Origin of the sequence: Zhongshania aquatica, assembly GCF_027257955.1 — a bacterium.
Lineage (GTDB): Bacteria > Pseudomonadota > Gammaproteobacteria > Pseudomonadales > Spongiibacteraceae > Spongiibacter > Spongiibacter aquatica.
On record NZ_JANZNQ010000003.1, the window covers coordinates 226630 to 246476 of the forward strand.

The following is a 19847-nucleotide window of genomic DNA, read 5'->3' on the forward strand; positions in this document are numbered from 1 at the left end:
GCCTATAACCTGCACACGACTAAAATTGCGATATCATCTGGCGCCTCGTCTATTTTTAATAGCCCGAATATTTCCGCCAGGCCTGTAGACGAACTCTCTCCGTCTTTGAGAATGTCGAGCAACTTCCGCTCTTTATCCTCAAGGGTTTCACAGTCTATCACCTCTAATATACCATCCGAGAATAGCGTCAACACCGCCCCTGGTGGAAAGGTGATCATGTGGTCACTGTACTCGGCATCGGCGAACAAGCCAACCGGCATATCGTGTTCTGGCAGAAATTCTGAATGACCATCTACCGCCATCGCCGGGGCAGGAAGATGACCAGCAACCGAATAACACAATTGGTGACACTTTAAATCGAAGGCACCAACGCACATGGTGACATGCTTGCCGATGCCCATCTCCAGCAGTTCGCGGTTTGCAATGGCAAGCATTTTAGCGGGAGACAGAATGGCAGTTGAACCGCGGTGCAAAAAATCACTCCGCTTACGGGCAAACAGATTCTTAAGAAAAACGGTCACAAACGCCGAACTAGCGCCGTGACCTGAAACATCAGCGACAAAGAAAACCGCATGATCTTCGCCGACGAGAAAATAATCGACAAAATCGCCACTCAAATACAATGACGGCAGGATAAAATGACAAAAGCGATAATCGCTTATTTGCTTTGGGGTATCGGGCAGCAGGAGCTGTTGGACGTGCTTACCAGCCTGCTGGTCTTGCTGCAATAGAGTTAGGCTTTCGAGTAAATCCCTATTCGCGTTCTCTAACTTAGTTCGATAGGCGAGGTTTTCGCGTTTTAATGTCCCCCGCTCCACCGCCCTATCAATAACATGGCGAATGACGTCTAAATTTTCCGGCGGCAACATTAAGTAATCGGTTGCACCGTGACGGACCGCCTCTACAACATCGGCAAGACTTTTACGCCTAGACACACCGATAAGAGGCAATTCCCGAGGATCCGCGGCCATTTGACCCAATAAGTCGATACCGCGATCATCAGGAAAATCGATATCAACCATTACGATATCAATGTCCTCTTCCCTAAAACTTAGCATCGCACTCGCGCAGTCAGTAATGGCGAGTACCGACATGCCCAGCTTTTCCAAGGAGGAAACTAGCTCAGCATGCACAGCGTCTGCCTGCTGTACCAATAGGATGCTCTGGGGAAAGGTAGCGTTCATGCGGCCTTTTTACTCGCATCAGTCACGACAAACAAGCCGTATTTATGCGGAGAATTTACGCTCTGATTGAATCTAGCCAATTCAGAAATCAAATGATTCGAAATCTTCATCGCCAAAATCGTCTTTAAGCTTGCCGTCATTGATAAGAAATTCCCGACGCTGCAAATAGACATCCTTTATAAATGTGTATTTATCACCAGACACCAATTCCTCGGTACCCAGCAGCGACGCTCGGGTCTGCAATAAATCTAATAGCATCATGCCGTACTGGGCACGCTCTGGATCGATACCTTGCGTCACCGAGGTGTAGGAGTCCACCACACGACCTGTGCCGTCCCGAAGTGTGCTTGGACCAAGAAACGGCAGCATTAAATACGGGCCATTGCCAATGCCCCAAACCGCCATAGTCTGACCAAAATCCTCAGAGTCGCGCTCTAAGCCAATTTGGCCCGCAACATCAAACATCCCTAGAACACCAACAGTGGTATTAATCACAAAGCGACCGGTGCTGATGAGAACATCGCCGCCATTGCCTTGAAGTGCATCGTTCCCAATATTTTTAATTTCACCAATGTTGTTAAAAAAATTGGCGATACTTTGATCAACAAAGCTCGGAGTGACTTTACGATAACCGCGCGCGACAGGCTGCAGCACATACTGATCAGCAATGTCATTAAAGGCAAAAACAGCACGATTCATCCCCTCAAAGGGGTCCCTAGGGTCGGCATGACTGTCGTTCGCAAACGCAGTGACACTATGCAATACAAACAATATTGTCAGCGCCAAGGCACAAACTATTCGTTCCATTGAAATTACTACTCATCAAACCTAAAAATCATTCGTTACTATACGCAATGCGGGAATGCTTGGCACTACTTGGATAGTTACGGCCTTGCAATGATCAGAATATCAAGATTGAATAACTGCGCTAATATTTTCTGACCAAAGTCCAATATCGAGTCCGGGCTAAGCCCTAGCTCGTCCGCGATACGTTGCAACACCGTTTCGCCGGACTGGGGTGTATCGCCCCCTATTAAATCCAATAGGCGTGCGGTAACGGCGTTGATCTCTAAAAATTGAACGCTATCGTGACGATTCCGATACACCACGATATAGGTTGGCATGTCTCCTGGCTCTAGCGGACGATTATCACGACTGATTAAATGGACAGGAAATCGGTACGCTAAGGACCATGCGAGTGGCGAAATTCCCAAGTACGCAGCCAATAAATCTGCAGGAAGCGTTTCCTCGGGAGGTAAATCTTCGTTAGCAACATCCAGCGCCAACTCAACCCATTCGTAATGCGCCAGCTCCAATAAAAACGGCGGATCAATTTCACAGGCACCTCGCTGCGATGACAAATACGCTAAGAACTCTTCGGCAATTTTCAAAAAATAGGGGCTTACGCATTGATGCTTTATCATAAAATCGCGTACTAATGCGTCCCAGTCGTCATCGCTAAACAAGCTGCGACACACTGGAAAGCCATTACTCAAAAAGCTATTGATGTTGTTAAAAAATAAGCCTTTATAAATATCGAGTCGACGAGATTCCAAACCTTTTGGTCCCGCGCAATGCTCCGGATCCCGAATAAACTCTGTCAATTCTCGCTGAATGGCCTGTAACTCACTCATTGTTTGGCCACACTAGGTGTCGAGTTCATACGTCCCGATTGGCTGGCATGCTGAGCTTGCTTGATGCGCTCCACCTCAAGTAGCAGCTCATTCATTGGCGGGAAATTAAAATCTCGCTCCAACAGTGTCGGCAGTGGCCCACAGCGCTCATAAGCCGCGTCGAGCAAGGCCCAAACTGGGTCAATAACATCGGCACCATGAGTATCAACCCGCAAATCCTCAGCCTCATCATAATGACCGGCTATATGTATATATCTCGCTCGTTCTAAAGGCAAAGCATGGAGAAATTCGAGGGGATCGTAGCGATGATTAATGCTGTTCACGTAAATATTGTTTACATCAAGCAGCAGGTCACAGTCAGCCTCGGCCAATACCGCATTGATAAACTCGCTCTCGCTCATTTGTTGCGCGGGTGCGGCGTAGTAGGACGCGTTTTCTAATAAAATCCTTTGGCCTAACAGATCCTGAACCTGCTTCACTCGGCCTGCAACGTGATGAACAGCCTCCTCCGTAAACGGAATAGGTAGCAAATCATATAATTGTCCCTCATCACCGCAGTACGTTAAGTGCTCTGAATACAAGGGGCAGTTAAACGTGTCCATAAACTGCCTTATGTCATTTAATAAATTTGAATCTAGCGGCGAAAACCCGCCAATATTCAGCGATAAGCCATGTAAATAAACAGGATGACGCTCAGCTACCTCTCTGAACGAGCGGCCGTAACGACCGCCAATTCCGATCCAGTTCTCCGGCGCGACTTCAATAAAATCAATATCATTCGATGTAAGCTGCTTAAACGCGGTCATTAGACCGCGCCGCAAACCTAGCCCTGCTAGTGCTGAACCTTGATCTACCGTACTGTTAGCCATCGATATTGTCATTGCCGCCCAGAGATCTGATTGCGTGATAGATTAAGCGCTTATTTAGCAGCACCACAGGACGCTTCTTTTGCCGCTTTGTCGCCACCGCACTGCCCTTCTTTAGCGGCCTTCTCGGCACCACACTTGGCTTCGCCACATTTACCTTCGTGATCCGCCTTCATTTTTTCTGCACCGCATTTAGCTTCGCCACACTTACCTTCGTGATCGGCTTTCATTTTTTCTGCACCGCAGCTCGCTTCACCCGCCTTTTCAGCACCGCACTTTGCTTCGGATTTAGCAGCTTTGTCTGAACTGCCCATTGCCAGTTCATAACCAGAACTCATTTGCTTCGCCGCAAACGGGTTGCTATCAGCCATGGCTGGACTGACCGCGCCAACTAACATTGCTGCACTAAATGCCGCTGCCAAAGGATTTTTTGTGAATGACGCCATTATTTATTCTCCGTATCGACTTGTGCCGAATTAGTAACTTAAAATTTGAATTATCATTTAGCCGGTAACGTATCTAAGGACGCGTAAAACCACCTTTATCGCCACGACCCCATTTAGGATAGCGGCCTTGGCGAGTTTAACAAGATACGCGATGTCTACGAACCTGACTGACATTTCGATCTCCGCGACAGAATCTGTCGTCGTTACGCGATAGACGAGACTATGTGCGGAATGTTACATCTTGCACAACACTTTTCCAGAGTTGCTTTAATCGCTTTTCAGAAACAGGACTTCGCGTGCCGATATTTTGTGCAAATAAAGAAATACGAAGCTCCTCAAGCTGCCAACGATATTCACGAATACTGTCATGAGATCTAAGCGCTTCCGGCGCCTTCGCTAGAAAATCCGTCAACTGTTGTTGCAATGGTTGCAAAACCAAGGTGCACTGCCTGTCACGTTGATAATGGCCATCTAATTTACTAAGACGTTGAGATATTGCCCGTAAATAGCGTGGGTACTGTCTCAGCTCTTCCCTATTCAACTCGGTGATAAAGCCCTCGAAAAACAAGCCTTCTAACTGCTGATTAACATCGTTAACACTGTGGATCCAGCTTAAGGAATTGAGCTTTTTTAGCGCTCGGCGAATATCCGAGTAATATCCCAAAATCTCAACAAGTAATGCGGCGCACGACTCAGCATCCGCCGTAAAGCCAGCTCGACCTGACTGCCACAGGGACTCAAAATCACCTTCATTGACGGGTAAATTATTTGCGGAAATCACAAAGCTCTCCCTCGTTGCTGCCAGGAGACAATCTTCAATCCAACGTTTTTTTTGCTCACCAACAGCGGCGAACTGAAGCTGAACAGCGTTGCTGCGAAACAAATTAGCCCTAAGCAACTTTGTTTGCTGCGTCATTCGTAGCAGTAACAAACGCAGCACACCGTACAGACTCTTCTGCTGTGCATCCTGCTCTGACTCTGCCAGCTCTAAGACGACGCGTTCGCCATCATCCCGAAGACAGGGGTAAGCCGTTAAAGTGGCACCGCCACGTTTAAATTCATGCCGTTTTTCTAAATTACCGAAGTTCCAATCTTGAAGCACTTTGCTGGTAAAGCCACCGCTGCTTTCTTCGGCAATACCCTGCTGCACTTGGTCGGCGAGCTGCGCTTTCAGCGCATACAAATCACGCCCTTGAGTGAGCAACTTACCGGCATTATCTAATACCCGAATATTCATTAGGTAATAGTCGTCGAGACGGTTGGAGGCCCATTCGTTAAGATCAATCTGCAAGCCACTTAGCTTTAGCAAGGCCTGCGCAAGTTGCGGGAGCAGCGCATCATCACCGGCTTTTATCATCGGCAAAGCGCGATCGACATAATCCGGCACAGGCACCAATTGTTTACGCTGAGCCTTAGGTAAGGTTTTTACCAATGCAATGCACTTTTCTCGCAGCAAGCCGGGCACCAACCACTCTAAACGTCCTTCTGGTAAATGGGCCAGATTAGCAACTGGAATAGCAACACTTACACCGTCAGCGGGGTGGCCAGGTTCGAAGTGGTAGCTCAATGCCAAACTCATTCCCGCACATTGTAGGGTGTCGGGAAACTGCTGTTCGGTAACATCACCGCCGCTGTGACGCATCAGTTCACCGCGACTCAAAAACAAGGTTTTTGGTGGCGCTTTCGCCTTCAACCAATGTTCTAGGTGTTTCGCAGTAACAATACCCGCCGGAATGCGCTCATCATAAAAACGAAATAGCTCCTCGTCAGAAACCAAAATATCCCGGCGTCGAGCCTTGTCTTCTAACTCTCCAATTTCCGCTATCAATTTCTTATTATGCAGATAAAACTCCGCTCGCCCTTGGTATCGTCCCTCCACTAGTGCTTGACGAATAAGTATTTCGCGACTTTCTTCCGGGGCGATTGGACCGTAATGAACGCGCTTTTTGTCACGTATGATCAAGCCATACAATGCAGTTTGTTCATAGGCCATTACGCGACCACTGCGGGCCTGCCAGTGCGGTTCATAGTAACTGCGCTTGAGCAGACTGTCGTTAATACCAAACACCCATTCGGGGTCTATTTTGGCAACGCAACGAGCGTAGAGCTGACTGGTTTCCGCTAGCTCTGCCGCCACAATCCATTTTGGTGATTTTTTAAATAACGCTGAGCCGGGAAAAATATGCAGTTTGCGATTTCGCGCACCCAGGTATTCCCGATTGTCATCTTTGGTCGCAATTTGACCGAGAAAACCCGGCAACAGGGCCTTATGAATACTATCAAAATCTGCCGGTTCTTTATTTTGCTTTAAATCTAACTGACGACACATTAGCGTAAGTTGATGATGTACTTCACGCCACTCCCGCATGCGCGTCCAAGACAGGAATTCCCGCTGGCATAGCTTTCGCCACTGACTTGCAGATAGTGCCTGACGCTGTTCTTCTGCGTAATCCCAGAGCGTAACAAAGGCAGCGAAATCCGAATCTTCTTGCCAAAAACGCCGGTGTTTTTCGTCAGATGCCTGCTGCTTATCTGCAGGCCGCTCCCGTGGATCTTGAATACTCAAGGCGCTCGCAATAATCAGCATCTCGCGTAAACAGGATGATTCTGCTGCTGCCAGTAGCAAGCGACCAATTCGCGGGTCAACGGGGAATCGTCCGAGCTGAATGCCAAGCTTTGTTAATCGGCCATCACTCACGGCCCCTAATTCAGACAACAGTGCGAAACCGTCGTTAACGAATTTTTTATCTGGCGCATCAACAAAAGGAAACTCAGAAATATCACCTAGCTTTAGTTGCAGCATTTGTAAAATGACCGCAGCTAAATTGGTTCGCTGTATTTCGGGTTCGGTATATTCAGGCCGCTTTAAATAGTCTGCTTCGCTATAAAGTCGATAGGCAATACCGGGGGCGACACGACCACAGCGTCCCGCTCGTTGATTGGCGCTCGCTTGTGAGATCGCTTCGATTGGCAGACGCTGCACTTTACTGCGCACGCTGTAGCGACTCACCCGCGCGGTACCCGCATCAATCACATAGCGAATACCGGGTACCGTCAATGAGGTTTCGGCAACATTAGTTGCCAGCACAACCCGCCACCCTCGTCGTCCGCGTAAATCAAAAATGCGCTGCTGCTCGGCACCGCTGAGACGGGAATACAAGGGAAGTACCTCAGCGCCAGGCAATTCGGCGCGTTTAAGATGACGCGTTAATTCGCGAATGTCCCGTTCACCGCTTAAGAATACCAAGGTGTCACCATGGCGGTGGGCGCTCTCGGCCATTAACTCCCGCAATACGGCCTCTACCGCTTCGCTCAAATCATTGTCGGCGCTCAATTCTTCTTGAGGACGGTATCGATACTCAACAGGAAAACTACGGCCAGATACTTCAATCACCGGAGCATTATTGAAATGCGCTGAAAACCGCTCAACATCAATGGTTGCTGACGTAATAATCAACTTTAGGTCGGGGCGTTTTGGTAGAAGCGTTTTTAAATATCCGAGTAAAAAATCGATATTTAAACTGCGCTCATGGGCCTCATCAATAATGATGGTGTCGTACTGGCTTAAGAAGCGATCTCGCTGTATCGCTGCAAGCAAAATCCCGTCGGTCATTAATTTGATATAACTATTCGGCGACGAAACCTCTTGAAAGCGTATTTGATACGCAACGCCCTCACCTAGCGGTGTATTCAACTCCTCCGCTAGCCGCTGAGCCACTGCTCTAGCCGCCAAGCGGCGAGGCTGGGTATGGGCAATTAAACCAGTAATACCACGCCCCATTTCCAAACAAATTTTGGGAATTTGTGTCGTTTTACCTGAACCGGTTTCCCCCGCCAGCACCACCACTTGATGAGAGCCAATCGCCTCACGAATATCATCTAGGCGCTGAGCAACAGGCAAGTCTTCTGGATAGAGAATTTTAGGGACGTTTTCGCGACGCTCACGTACTCGTAGAGCAGACGCATTAATGCGCTTAGCCAAGCCAAGAAGTTTGTCCGCAACATCAACGTTTGCCGCCTCTTGCTTTTGCAACTGTCGACATTGCCGAGTGAATACAAAGCGATCACCCAACAGACATTCGTCAATACTGGCCAGCAAAGCGGCCGCGGTTATCTCAGACATAAACACCGTATAAATAAAAAAGGCGCCTTAAGGCGCCTTTTTGCTATGTGCTGATGATTTACTCAGCTTTGGCGAGCTTGGCAAGCTCCTCGTCTCGAAGTGAACGACGCAATACTTTACCCACATTGGTTTTAGGTAATTCATCACGCACTTCTATATAACGCGGCATTTTATAGCCGGTTAAGCGTTCACGCAAAAATGCTTTCAGCTCATCCTTGTCGATATCGCCTTTTTTAGCGGCAACAAAGATTTTTACTGCTTCCCCCGACTTCTCATCGGGTACACCAATCGCCGCACATTCCGCAATATTCGGGTGCTCGCTCAGTACATCTTCAATCTCATTAGGGTACACATTAAAACCGGAAACGATGATCATATCTTTCATGCGATCAACAATCCGCATATAACCATCTTCTTGAACAACCGCTACGTCGCCGGTATGTAACCAACCATTCTTAATCGTCTTTTCAGTCTCGTCGGGACGTTGCCAATATCCCATCATCACCTGCGGCCCACGTACACATAATTCGCCTCGCTCGCCGATACCCACGTCTTCGCCTGCTTCGGTAACAATTCGAATTTCAGTACCGGGCAAGGCAATCCCTATGGTACCAATCTGGTTTGATCCGCCTGGATTAATAGACACCACTGGAGAGGTTTCAGTTAAACCGTAGCCTTCATATACTTGGGCGCCGGTCATCGCCATCCACTCTTTTGCAGCACCCGCCGTTAATGCCATACCACCCGATAAAGTCGCTTTTACAGACGAGAAATCCAACTCTTTGAATTCAGGGTGATTACAGAGTTGGACGAACAAAGTATTAATCCCACTCATGCCACTCCAAGGCCAGCGACGCATTTCTTTGATCACGCTATTCAAATCCCGTGGATTTGGAATAAGTACTGCGTGGTTACCCTGCATCATGACGCAGAAAGACAGCATAAAGGAATAAATATGGTAAAGCGGCAATGGCGACAAGAAGGTCTCGGCGCCTTCTTTCAAACCATAGCTTTCGAACAATTGCTTACTTTGCAGCACGTTCGCCATTAGGTTGCTGTGGCTTATCATTGCGCCCTTGGAGACACCCGTAGTACCGCCGGTATACTGCAGCAGCGCTACTTCTTCAGCCTTGGGAGTCGCCTGAGTGTGCTGGCGTTTTCTACCTAAGGTTAATGCCTTGCGGAAGGCCACCGAATTTTTAAAGCTAACATCTGGCACCATTTTCTTAACGTGCTTAACGACGTTATTAATCAATGGCCGTTTAATACCCGTATGCAAATCTCCGATTTCAGTAACGATTACCTGCTCGATAGCGGTATCTGCTACCACAGCCGCTGCCGCTTCGGCGACATTCGCCAAAACCACTAAAACCTTGGCACCGGAATCATTTAATTGGTGCTTAAGTTCTCGCTCGCTGTACAGAGGATTCGTGTTAACCACAATCATACCGGCACGGATTGCGCCGAATAAAGCAACCGGATATTGAAGAATATTCGGCATCTGCAGCGCGATACGATCGCCCGCTTTCAAATTTGTATGGTTTTGCAAATAACTCGCAAACTGCGCAGAAAAAGCATCTAACTCTCTATAGGTAAGTGTCTTACCCATACAAGACAGGGCTGGCTGATCGGAGAACGTCGTTGCGCAGTAGGCAAACATATCCACCAAATTGGCATATTGACTAAGGTCAACAGTGCTCGACACATTCGCCTTTTCCCGTGCAGCGCTAATTGCTGCTGCGATCTCTTCCATTGCTGCTGACAAAGTCGTCCCCTCGTAATGCTTTGTTGTTATCAACACGGCGACCAAGCGACAGACAGTCTGGCCACGTCTACTTAAAGGCGCAAGCTATCGACATTTGTACTCACTGTCAACACTAAGTGCCGATGAGGGTATTTGTGTTACACAGTCTTAGACAGACGAGAGCTCAGCGGAGGCATCCTCTGGAGCGCGATACTGATCAGGATCGATAAACATTAGCTGTAAAACCAGCTCTCCTTTACGTCGTAAGTCTGCTCCTAATAAAAAGGCGTTGAGATTGCCATCTATATGACTGAGCGCGGGAATATTAAACATTAGCTGACCGCCAGTGTCGTCGGACATCACAATCGGTTCAGATTTAGCCGTCACGACCTTAGCGAGCTCCGCGCACAGCATCTGCAGCTGCAATTTGAACGCGCTGAAATTAAGGTGACCCCGAAACTCTTGAGGCATCAACTGAAGACGGACCCGCAACTTAGACTTATCCGACAAAGATAGCTCGCTTAAATACAGTTCGCGCCCAGCCTCTAATTCTTTGAAATAACGCTTCGCCTCAGTGCGCCCCGCATCTAATAGACAGGTTTTGAATAGGTTAACGGCAATAGCAAGTACGCTTGGGGTATCAATATTTACATTCATTATTGTTCTACCTAATATTTAGTTCTGTGATGGCCCGAATGATTAGAGCCTCATTTTGATGGTGTGAATTTTAACCGGCCCGAACGCTCTATCGATAGCGCTAAATCCCTTTTTAGCTTCCTCTCGCCTTCAGAATCTCAATATAGACTATACGATGGCAAGCCGCCTCAGTATCAACACGGCTTGGTTGCAGCCACGGCGGCGTATTAAAACACGCAGGCTCTGCTATGTGGCAACGTGGCGCAAACCGACACCCACTGTCTGTTGCCAATGGCGCCCGATTGACAGCGGTCTTTGTCGGCGCAGCTACGCGCAACACACGGTCGCGTGGATTACCGTCTAAATGAGCCGCTAGCAGACGCGCAGTATATGGGTGCCTGGGCGACTCAAACACCCTATCTGTTGGTCCTATTTCAACAATTTCGCCAAGATACATCACTGCAGTTCGTGTCGCTAAAAACCTTACAACAGCAAGATCATGGGCGATAAACAGCATCGCAGTATTGTGTTCGCGTTGCAGTTCTTGCAGCAAATTAATAATCTGCGCCTGCACCGATACATCCAAGGCCGAAACTGGCTCATCACAAATCACCAGTTTTGGTTCGGCGATAAATGCTCTAGCAATACCAATTCGCTGACGCTGGCCTCCCGATAATTCGTGGGGGTAACGTTCTCCCGCCGATGGCGGCAAACCAACGCGATCCAACCAATAGGCAGCCTTATCCTTGGCTGCTTGCCCGGCTATTCCCAAGCTCCACAAGGGTTCCTGAAGGCTCGCCAGAATGGTCATACGCGGATTGAGACTCGCATAACTATCCTGAAACACCATTTGCACATTGGTCGCCATCGTACGAAATTGACGACGACTATACTGATTGGGCATCTCCTCGCCATCAATAAGTAGCTGGCCTGCACTTCGCGGTTGTAAACCGGCAATAATTCGTCCGAGCGTAGATTTACCCGACCCGCTTTCCCCTACCAACCCCAAGACTTCACCGGGTGCAATACTCAGATTAATACCGTCCACGGCTGACAATAAGTTATTGCCGTTTTTAAAATGACAGCGCAGTTGCCGTACTTCAACAAACGCATCTGTCATTCCTTATTCCTCCACACCGGAGTTCCACTTATCAGCGCATCGGCCTGGCGCCAACGCAAGGGATGATCCTTATGCCATAACCAACATCGCGCTAAGTGATTATCGCCACACGCCATTTGCGGCGGCTGCTCTTCGCATATCGCCATGCGCTGTGAGCAGCGAGCGGCAAATCCGCAACCCGCAGGCGGTCTGCGTAAATCTGGGGGTGAACCCTTTATCGCTTCTAATTGGCGAGGATTTTCTAAGCTCGGTACCGCGCGTTTCAAGGCTTGGGTATAGGGATGTGCCTCTGTTTTAAAAACACCATGCAAACTCCCTGATTCGACGGTTTGTCCGGCGTACATTACTGACACCGAATCAGCAATCTCAGCAACCACACCAAGGTCGTGGGTAATAAACAGCATTGCTGTACCGCTGGATTCCCGCATTTCTTGCAATAGACATAAGACTTCGGCCTGCACGGTCACATCCAATGCGGTGGTTGGCTCATCGGCAATAAGTAGCTGTGGTTCGCACACCACCGCCATCGCGATCATCGCGCGCTGCAGCATGCCGCCAGAAAACTCAAAGGGATATTGCTCGGCTCGCTGCGCGGGGTTGGCAATTGCCAGCCGTTCCAGTAAAGCAATCGCACGCATTTTTGCATCACGACGGGACAATCCTTTATGAATTCGCAGTGGTTCCGCGATTTGCGCACCAATCGTCTGGGTGGGGTCTAAAGCTGTCATCGGGTTCTGAAAAATCATGGCAATCTGGTTGCCGCGCACCTGACGCCAATCACGCTCATTTAACTGACTCATATCCCGGCCAGCAAACAGCCAATGTTCAGCGCTAATTTTTGCATTCGACGGCATCAGACCTAATAAGCTCATTGCCGTGACGGACTTGCCGCAGCCGGACTCCCCCACCAAAGCTCGGCATTCACCGGGCTCCAAAGTGAGCGACACATCTCTTACCGCCTGCACCGGACCAATACTGACCGTTAACGCGTTTACGTCTAAAAGACTCATGCTCGCACCACCCCCGAACGTCGATCTGTGGCGTCACGCAGTGCATCCCCAAGTATATTAAATGCGAGTACCGATAGACTTATAAATAATGCTGGAAGCAGCAGTTGCCTCGGATGTGACAACAGTGTCTTTATGCCGTCATTGCATAATGCGCCCCATGACGTTGTCGGCGGCGATACCCCCATACCGATAAACGATAGGAATGCCTCGGTAAAAATGGCTTGGGGAATCGCAAAGCTAAAGGCCACTAATATCATCGGCAGCACGTTCGGCAACATATGACGGAGAATCATTCGAGACGTACCAACCCCCGCAATACGAGAGGCCTCAACAAAGGGCTGACTGCGTAGGGCCAAAACTTGGCCGCGAATAAGCCGCGCGCTGCCGGGCCAACTCAGCATCAACATGGCCAAAATCAGCGGCATAATGCCGTTTTCTCCGGGACCGATACCAAAGGCCACGCGAAATAAAATCATAAACAGCAAAAACGGCAAAGCGACGACAAAATCGACAAAGCGCATAGCGAGTTGATCAACCCAACCGCCCATCAGCCCTGCTATTGCACCAAAAATGCAACCAAAACTGATATAGAGCAATGGGGCAACAACACCCACAAACAAGGAGGTACGCCCACCCGCCATTAGACGCGCGAGCATATCGCGACCCAAGGCGTCGGTACCCAATGGATGGGCCGGCAACTCAACCCATTGGCTTGTGTTATTGGTAACGGGGATCAGTCCTTGTAGCTGGGCTTCAAACGCAGAAATAGCAGCCTCTGGCCGAATCTCTCTAGCCAATAACAGCAGCCCTGTATCCGCATCGGCAATGGTGTAGCGATATAACTCTCTACTGAGTTGCAGGCGATCTTGAAAGTAGTTGTCTGAGGTATCGGCAATGGCCAAACCCAAACCTGGTTTATGGGCGTCACCACGATATATTCGATACCGTGTTACGCCTTCCAACACAGGCCAGTGTAATCGTACATATTCTGTGTTCGCCGCGTGCACTTTCAAACCCGCAGGCATATCACTTAGTGCCGAAGGGCGCCAGGCACCATTGTCTGATATAACCCGAACAGAATAGGCTGGACTTGGGCCGTCAGAGATTTGAGACAACCATTGTTGCGAGGGGCTCTGCTGCCAAAGTAGCGGGCCAACACTCACAAACAACAACAAAAATACCACCACAGTAGCGGACAAAATAACGGTCGGGCTTGCCATGCTGGGCAGTGCAATGGGAGCGACCATTTCGAGATCGTCGGCACTGCCCCATGTTTTCGGGGCAAAGCGAAATACAGATATCGTCATTTAGCTGCGCCTCTCATGACCGACCTCGGTGTAAACGAATTCGCGGATCAATCAAGCCGTAACTTATATCTACTAAAACAACCACTAAAACTAAGAATGCACCATAAAAAACCGTAGTTCCCATAATGACCGTGTAGTCGAGTTGCTGCACAGCCTGCACAAAGTAGCGTCCCAAACCGGGAATGGCGAAGATTAACTCAACGACAAAGCCGCCCGTGGTAATCGCCGCAATCGTTGGGCCTAGCTCGGTGACAACCGGTAAAACCGCATTGCGTAACTGGTGATGGAAAAATAATCGCCAGCCATTTACTCCTTTTGCTTTGGCGGCAATATTGAAGTCTGCACTTAGCACTTCTAACATAGAGGCGCGCATGATTCGACTTAGATACGCCATCGTGCCCAGACCTAAAACCAATGCGGGCACCCAGATTTGACTCACACTTCCCCAACCCGCCACCGGTAATAACGTTGTTTCTGCCGCGTTATTCAACGCAACAATAACTAGCTGAGCAAGGCCGGCAATCACAAAACCGGGCACTGAAATTGCCGCGATCACGGCAATCATCACTACGCGATCTGGCCAGCGATTTTTACAATATGCTGCCGCTGAACCCGCAGAAATACCGCCCACCAATGCAATTAAAACTGCGGCGATACCAAGCGTTGCCGAAATGGGAAAGTGCTCTCGAATGATGTCATTTACACTACGGTTTTCCTGCGTAAAAGAGATGCCGAAATCACCTCGAAGCATATTGCTCATAAACAATTGGTACTGCTCTATTAGTGGTTTGTCCAAACCATAGCGGGCTTCTAGCTGCGCTCGCACGGCAGGCGACATCGCTTTTTCCTGGGTTAGCGGATCGCCGGGCACCGCATGCATCGCAAAAAACGTGGCCGTGGCAATAAACCAAATAGTGATTAAACCCGACAGCAGCCTTCTGGCAATGAAATTCACCATAATTACTGTTCGATCCACGCATAACGGAAGAAAGGATCACCACCAAAAATTGAGCGTCTTACACCTTTTAAGCGCGGGTTCTGTACATATAAAGAACCATTTTCATAGGTTGGCAGTATAGGAACGTCTTCCACCACAATGCGCTGAATCTGGGCCATCGCATTAAACCGGGTGCGGGTATCTGAGCTGTGCTGAGCTAAGCGAATCCAGCGATCATAAAGAGGGTTGCTATAACGCCCACGATTATTTTCGTTCCATGAAGCAAACAAGTCAGCAAAGGTCATAATATCGTCGTAGTCCGGCCCCCAGGCGGCCGCGACTATATCAAAATCGCCGCGACGCATTTTTTCAATCCGCTGCTTAAATACCTGCTGATCAATACGCAGCTCAATACCCAAGCCTTTTTTAAACAAATACTGATAATACTCCGCCTCTTGTAATGCCCTAGGACTGTCCCCTGCCAATAACACCAAGGGCGGAAATTTGTCTAAGCCTAATTCTTCCTTAGCCTGCGCAAGATATTCCCGCGCCGCGGCAATATCAGGATCTACCCTCATTACGGGGTACTCCTCTCTAAATGGGTCTTTCATTCCTTTTACCGTAACCGGAAAAAGAGAATACGCAGGCTTTATACCGGGTAAACCTATAATCTTGTTAACCAATAAATCAGGATCTATAAGTCGCTGCACCGCTTTTCTGAAGGATCTATTCGCGGTAATTCGACCCTCGCGAAAATTAAACTCAAGAAAGAATAAAGAACCGGTGTGAAAATACTCAATGTCGAAACCGCGCTCAACTGCCTCGTTCAGCAAACCGGTATCTAAAGGTGCAATCGCGATTTGCCCATCGCGGAATAAATTAAATTGTGCGCTCGGATCGGCAGTAATATAGGGCATATCGATTTCATTAATTTTTACCGAATCTGCTTGCCAATATTGGCTGTTTTTACGTAATCGCAGATGCGCGCCATGAATCCATTTTTCCAATACAAACGCGCCATTAAAAACCAACTTGTCGCTGTCTGCTGCGTAGCGACTACCCCAATGGTCAAGCACATCCTCTCGCATTGGCAAAAACGTCATAAATGCCGCTAGACTAAGAAAATAAGGACAGGGTTGGCCAAACTCTACTCGCAATTCGTAATCGGAAACTGCCCTTACACCTAACTCAGATTCCGGCAGCTTGCCATTATTCACAGCCTCTGCATTTTTTACCGGATAAAAAATAAACGCATACTGTGACGCCGTAGTTGGCTTTAGCGCATGGCGCCAAGCAAACACAAAATCATGGGCCGTAACGGGTTTACCATCGCTCCAACGGGCAGACTCTCGCAACCAAAAACTGGCTCCGTCAGCATCAAGCTGCCAACGCTCAGCAACCCCCGCCGCTAACTGACCATTAGCATCGTATACCAGCAAGCCTTCCATTAAATGGGACAATATAAATCCGGCAATGGTGTCAGTCGCAACCGCACTATTTAAGGTTGGCGGTTCAGTCGCTAAGGCCAGAGTCACTTTAGCTTGGGCGGCATCAACCGCCTGCGCATTTGCAGGAGCGCTGATAACAAGGATAAACAAACAACTAGCAATTAGCTGCGTAGACAATGAACGCAGGACTATAAACCGGCTAAGCAAGGTTTTCGCCATTTTCACTGCTACAATACGCCCCCCGGCAAGACTGAACTTAACTTTATAATGGCTAAAAGCTCGCACCCAAATCCCTACTTTCTTGAAGCTGCCAATATCGACTGGGGCACAGACGGTGTCCCCAGAGATGGCATTTACGGCGACATTTATTTCAGCCAGGAAAGCGGCATCGAAGAAAGTCGCCATGTTTTTTTATCTCACAACAAACTGTCCGAACGATGGCACGCTCTAGACGCAGAAAAAAGTGGAAGGTTCACCATCATCGAAACCGGTTTTGGCACCGGACTAAATTTTTTGCTCGCCTGGCAACTTTGGCAATCAATCGCGCCTTCCAACTGGCAGCTCCATTACATTTCTGTCGAAAAACATCCGCTAAATTTACAAGATCTGAAAAAAGCGCATGCCACATGGCCAGAACTGGAATCTTTCGCCTCTATACTACAGCACAACTATCCGCCGCGCGTACCCGGACAGCACCGCAGAATGTTGAATAGTGCACAAGTTTGCTTAGATTTACTGTTTGGCGATGCACTTGAGTGCTTACCGGCACTGTTAGACTCGCCAACAGCGCTAGATTCGTCCGACTCAAACACCTCGCTAGACCAAAGTCCGCGCGCCGACGCGTGGTTTCTAGACGGCTTTTCTCCCGCCAGCAATCCAGATATGTGGCACGACACGCTATTTAGCTGCATGGGCGCGCTAAGTAAAATAGGCAGCACTTTTGCCACCTTCACATCGGCGGGATTTGTAAAACGGGGCCTGCGTGCGCAGGGCTTTAAAATAGAAAAAGTCGCTGGCTACGGTCGCAAACGGGAAATGTTGAGAGGTGAGCTTACCGCGGCGGCGGACACAAATGCACCGAGGCCAGAGTCAGTCGCCGTGCCTTGGCATCGGCCATCGGCGCATACAAAGGCCGAAAACGTTATTGTCATTGGCGCAGGGCTCGCGGGCTGCAGTACTGCATTGGCACTCGCCAATCGAGGTTTAAACGTCAGCGTTATCGAACGTGGCACACCGGCTAGCGGTGCGTCGGGCAACCCACAGGGCATTCTCTACACCAAGCTATCACCTGCTCCCGGCGATTTGAATCAATTCACCCTGAATAGCTTTTTGTTTGCCTTACCTTATTATCGTGAGCAATTAGCCCGTGGCGACATTGAAGGCGAATTATGCGGCGTGCTACAACTTGCAAATTCCGAGAAAGATACCGTTCAGTTCGATCAATTAAGGTCATTATTAAGTGAACAAGACTGGCTGCAATTTGTTAGCGGCGGAGAACTTGCCGAAAAGAGTGGTCTAGCGCTAACCGGCAAAGCCTACTTTTATCCCGGCGCTGGCTGGCTGTCACCACCCAGTGTATGCAATGCGGGATTAAATCATCCAAACATTCACGTTATCAGCCACTGCGAGGCGATATCGCTAGAATATGAATCCGAACAAAGCCCTCAATGGCGAGTAAATGATATAGAGGGAAAAACTATCGCTAATGGCGATACCGTCGTTGTCGCAAACAGCAACGACGCCAAACAATTCCTTCAAACCCAACATCTGCCGCTAAAACCGATCCGCGGTCAACTTAGCTATATAGAAGACTCCGCATTAACAGCAACTCCGCGCTGCGTCGTATGCCATGAGGGGTATTTGGCACCTGCCATAGGAGGTTCGCTATGCTTAGGTGCGAGTTTTAATTTGCGCAATACCGGTACCGCGCTTGAAGAAAGTGATCACGACTGGAACCTTAGTCAACTCGACGCGCTCTCCCCCAATCTACTAAAACGCCCCGTCACACCAACGGGCGGGAGGGCCTCATTGCGGTGTACCAGTCCAGATTACCTTCCTATTGTGGGCGCCGCTCCGATCGTCGCAGATTTCGCACAGAACTACGTAAAACTGGGCAAAGACGCCCGACGAGCCATCAACAAATCCGCCAGCAACTACCCAAACTTATACGTTAATGTGGCTCATGGCTCCCGTGGATTAACATCTACCCCTCTATGCGCAGAACTGATCGCCAGCTATATTTGTGGAGAGGTTCGCCCCCTTCCCCGCAATTTGTGTGAGAGCCTGTCACCCGCGCGCTTTATCATTCGCAACATAATCCGCAATCACGCTGTTGAATAAGGTAAATCACATGGTGTATTCGGGAGGATTTGTGGCAGACTCGATCAAGAGAATACAGTCAAAAACCGAAATACCGTTTATTGGTAAATAATTGAAGATGTTCGCCCCATTCCGACTTAGCGTTGTTACACCTATATTGCAGCTGGCGCGACGCGTTGCAGCTGCATGCAGCCTAATGGTATTGGCGTCTGCCTCCAGCTTAGCCGAACTGCCTTACGAGTTGATTAGCAGCTACCCTCACCAACCTGCCCTATTCACCCAAGGTCTTGAACTCTACCAAGGCAAGCTCTACGAAAGCAGTGGATTATATGGCTACTCTAAAATTGTCAGCCGACGTTTTCCGCCCGAGCCCACTGACAGCATTACGGGCACCGCGTTGCCTCCCAACATCTTCGCAGAGGGCATAAGCCAATACCGGGGCAAATTATATATGCTCACGTGGAAAGCCGAACGCGGACTCATCATCGATCCACAGCATTTTAAATTGCTAGGAACCTTTGCCTACCAAGGTGAAGGCTGGGGACTGTGTGCAAGTGTTGTTAAGGGACGGAAGGATCATTTTGTCATGAGCAATGGTAGCAACGAATTGCAATGGCTGGCCGCAGACAGCATGAAACTTATCAATACTCTTCCGGTTACTGACAACGGTAAAGCGGTGGATCAGCTAAACGAGCTGGAATGCCTAGATGATTACGTGATCGCCAATCGGTGGCACACAAACGAGCTGCTTATTATCGACGGACGGACCGGCAAGGTAGTCGGCAAGCTTGACCTCAGCGATCTAGTAGAAGCAGCGAATAAAACCAGCCCACTCGCCACAGAGGCAGTGCTAAATGGTATTGCCTATGATGCTAGTGACAATAGCTGGCTGGTCACAGGCAAATTATGGCCGACCATATTCCGTATTCGATTTACCTTACCAACGCTGCCTGCGCTCGCAGCTCATTGAATTAGCACTTACGACCTTAAAGCGGGAGCTGTGGCGCTAATGCAATTCCCCGTCACAGGCCCTAGAATAGAAACCGATGTTAATTTCGCCAAATATATGGATT

General features: G+C 49.0%; 15 protein-coding genes. 2 read left to right on the top strand and 13 right to left on the bottom strand.

The genetic code is table 11. From position 1 onward, the window contains the following. Nucleotides 1-2: 2 nt before the first annotated feature. From O9X78_RS04440 to O9X78_RS04500, 13 genes are all read right to left on the bottom strand, one after another. Nucleotides 3-1184 carry a PP2C family protein-serine/threonine phosphatase gene (locus O9X78_RS04440; RefSeq protein ID WP_269618405.1) on the bottom strand — a complete coding sequence of 394 codons (1182 nt, stop codon included), beginning with the start codon at nt 1182-1184 and terminating at the stop codon, nt 3-5. Nucleotides 1185-1265: 81 nt separating this feature from the next. Then, complete coding sequence (locus O9X78_RS04445) at nt 1266-1991, bottom strand: MlaA family lipoprotein (RefSeq protein WP_269618406.1); 726 nt, start codon at nt 1989-1991, stop codon at nt 1266-1268. A 77-nt stretch (nt 1992-2068) separates the two neighbouring features. Further along, complete coding sequence (locus tag O9X78_RS04450; RefSeq protein ID WP_269618407.1) at nt 2069-2818, bottom strand: HvfC family RiPP maturation protein; 750 nt, start codon at nt 2816-2818, stop codon at nt 2069-2071. Continuing rightward, a complete protein-coding gene (locus O9X78_RS04455) occupies nt 2815-3687 on the bottom strand; it encodes an HvfB family MNIO-type RiPP peptide maturase (RefSeq protein ID WP_269618408.1) in 873 nt (290 codons plus the stop codon). The genes O9X78_RS04450 and O9X78_RS04455 overlap by 4 nt, the downstream gene beginning before the upstream one ends. Before the next feature lie 50 nt (nt 3688-3737). Further along, nucleotides 3738-4130 (bottom strand): HvfA family oxazolone/thioamide-modified RiPP metallophore, encoded by a 393-nt coding sequence (locus O9X78_RS04460; RefSeq protein WP_269618409.1) that lies wholly within the window; start codon nt 4128-4130, stop codon nt 3738-3740. 220 nt (nt 4131-4350) lie between these two features. Continuing rightward, nucleotides 4351-8253, bottom strand: a complete 3903-nt coding sequence (gene hrpA / locus O9X78_RS04465; protein ID WP_269618410.1) for an ATP-dependent RNA helicase HrpA — start codon at nt 8251-8253, stop codon at nt 4351-4353. 58 nt (nt 8254-8311) lie between these two features. Then, nucleotides 8312-10018, bottom strand: a complete 1707-nt coding sequence (locus tag O9X78_RS04470) for an AMP-binding protein (RefSeq protein ID WP_332108512.1) — start codon at nt 10016-10018, stop codon at nt 8312-8314. Nucleotides 10019-10165: 147 nt separating this feature from the next. Beyond that, nucleotides 10166-10654: a hypothetical protein gene (locus O9X78_RS04475; RefSeq protein ID WP_269618411.1), complete on the bottom strand. Its 489-nt coding sequence runs from the start codon at nt 10652-10654 to the stop codon at nt 10166-10168. A gap of 112 nt (nt 10655-10766) precedes the next feature. Then, nucleotides 10767-11753, bottom strand: coding sequence for an oligopeptide/dipeptide ABC transporter ATP-binding protein (locus O9X78_RS04480; RefSeq protein ID WP_269618412.1), 987 nt, complete (start codon nt 11751-11753; stop codon nt 10767-10769). Then, nucleotides 11750-12763, bottom strand: coding sequence for an ABC transporter ATP-binding protein (locus O9X78_RS04485; RefSeq protein ID WP_269618413.1), 1014 nt, complete (start codon nt 12761-12763; stop codon nt 11750-11752). Before O9X78_RS04485 ends, O9X78_RS04480 begins: the two co-directional genes overlap by 4 nt. After that, nucleotides 12760-14070 carry an ABC transporter permease gene (locus O9X78_RS04490; RefSeq protein ID WP_269618414.1) on the bottom strand — a complete coding sequence of 437 codons (1311 nt, stop codon included), beginning with the start codon at nt 14068-14070 and terminating at the stop codon, nt 12760-12762. Before O9X78_RS04490 ends, O9X78_RS04485 begins: the two co-directional genes overlap by 4 nt. A 13-nt stretch (nt 14071-14083) precedes the next feature. Next, a complete protein-coding gene (locus O9X78_RS04495) occupies nt 14084-15028 on the bottom strand; it encodes an ABC transporter permease (RefSeq protein WP_269618415.1) in 945 nt (314 codons plus the stop codon). A gap of 2 nt (nt 15029-15030) precedes the next feature. After that, nucleotides 15031-16674 carry a peptide ABC transporter substrate-binding protein gene (locus O9X78_RS04500; protein WP_269618416.1) on the bottom strand — a complete coding sequence of 548 codons (1644 nt, stop codon included), beginning with the start codon at nt 16672-16674 and terminating at the stop codon, nt 15031-15033. A gap of 48 nt (nt 16675-16722) precedes the next feature. On the opposite strand from O9X78_RS04500, the gene mnmC reads away from it, so the two are divergent. Both mnmC and O9X78_RS04510 read left to right on the top strand, forming a co-directional pair. Beyond that, the gene (mnmC, locus tag O9X78_RS04505; RefSeq protein WP_269618417.1) at nt 16723-18795 is read left to right on the top strand and encodes a bifunctional tRNA (5-methylaminomethyl-2-thiouridine)(34)-methyltransferase MnmC2/FAD-dependent 5-carboxymethylaminomethyl-2-thiouridine(34) oxidoreductase MnmC1; all 2073 of its coding nucleotides are present in this window, start codon (nt 16723-16725) and stop codon (nt 18793-18795) included. Nucleotides 18796-18892: 97 nt separating this feature from the next. Then, nucleotides 18893-19744, top strand: coding sequence for a glutaminyl-peptide cyclotransferase (locus tag O9X78_RS04510; RefSeq protein WP_269618418.1), 852 nt, complete (start codon nt 18893-18895; stop codon nt 19742-19744). Nucleotides 19745-19847: the final 103 nt, after the last annotated feature.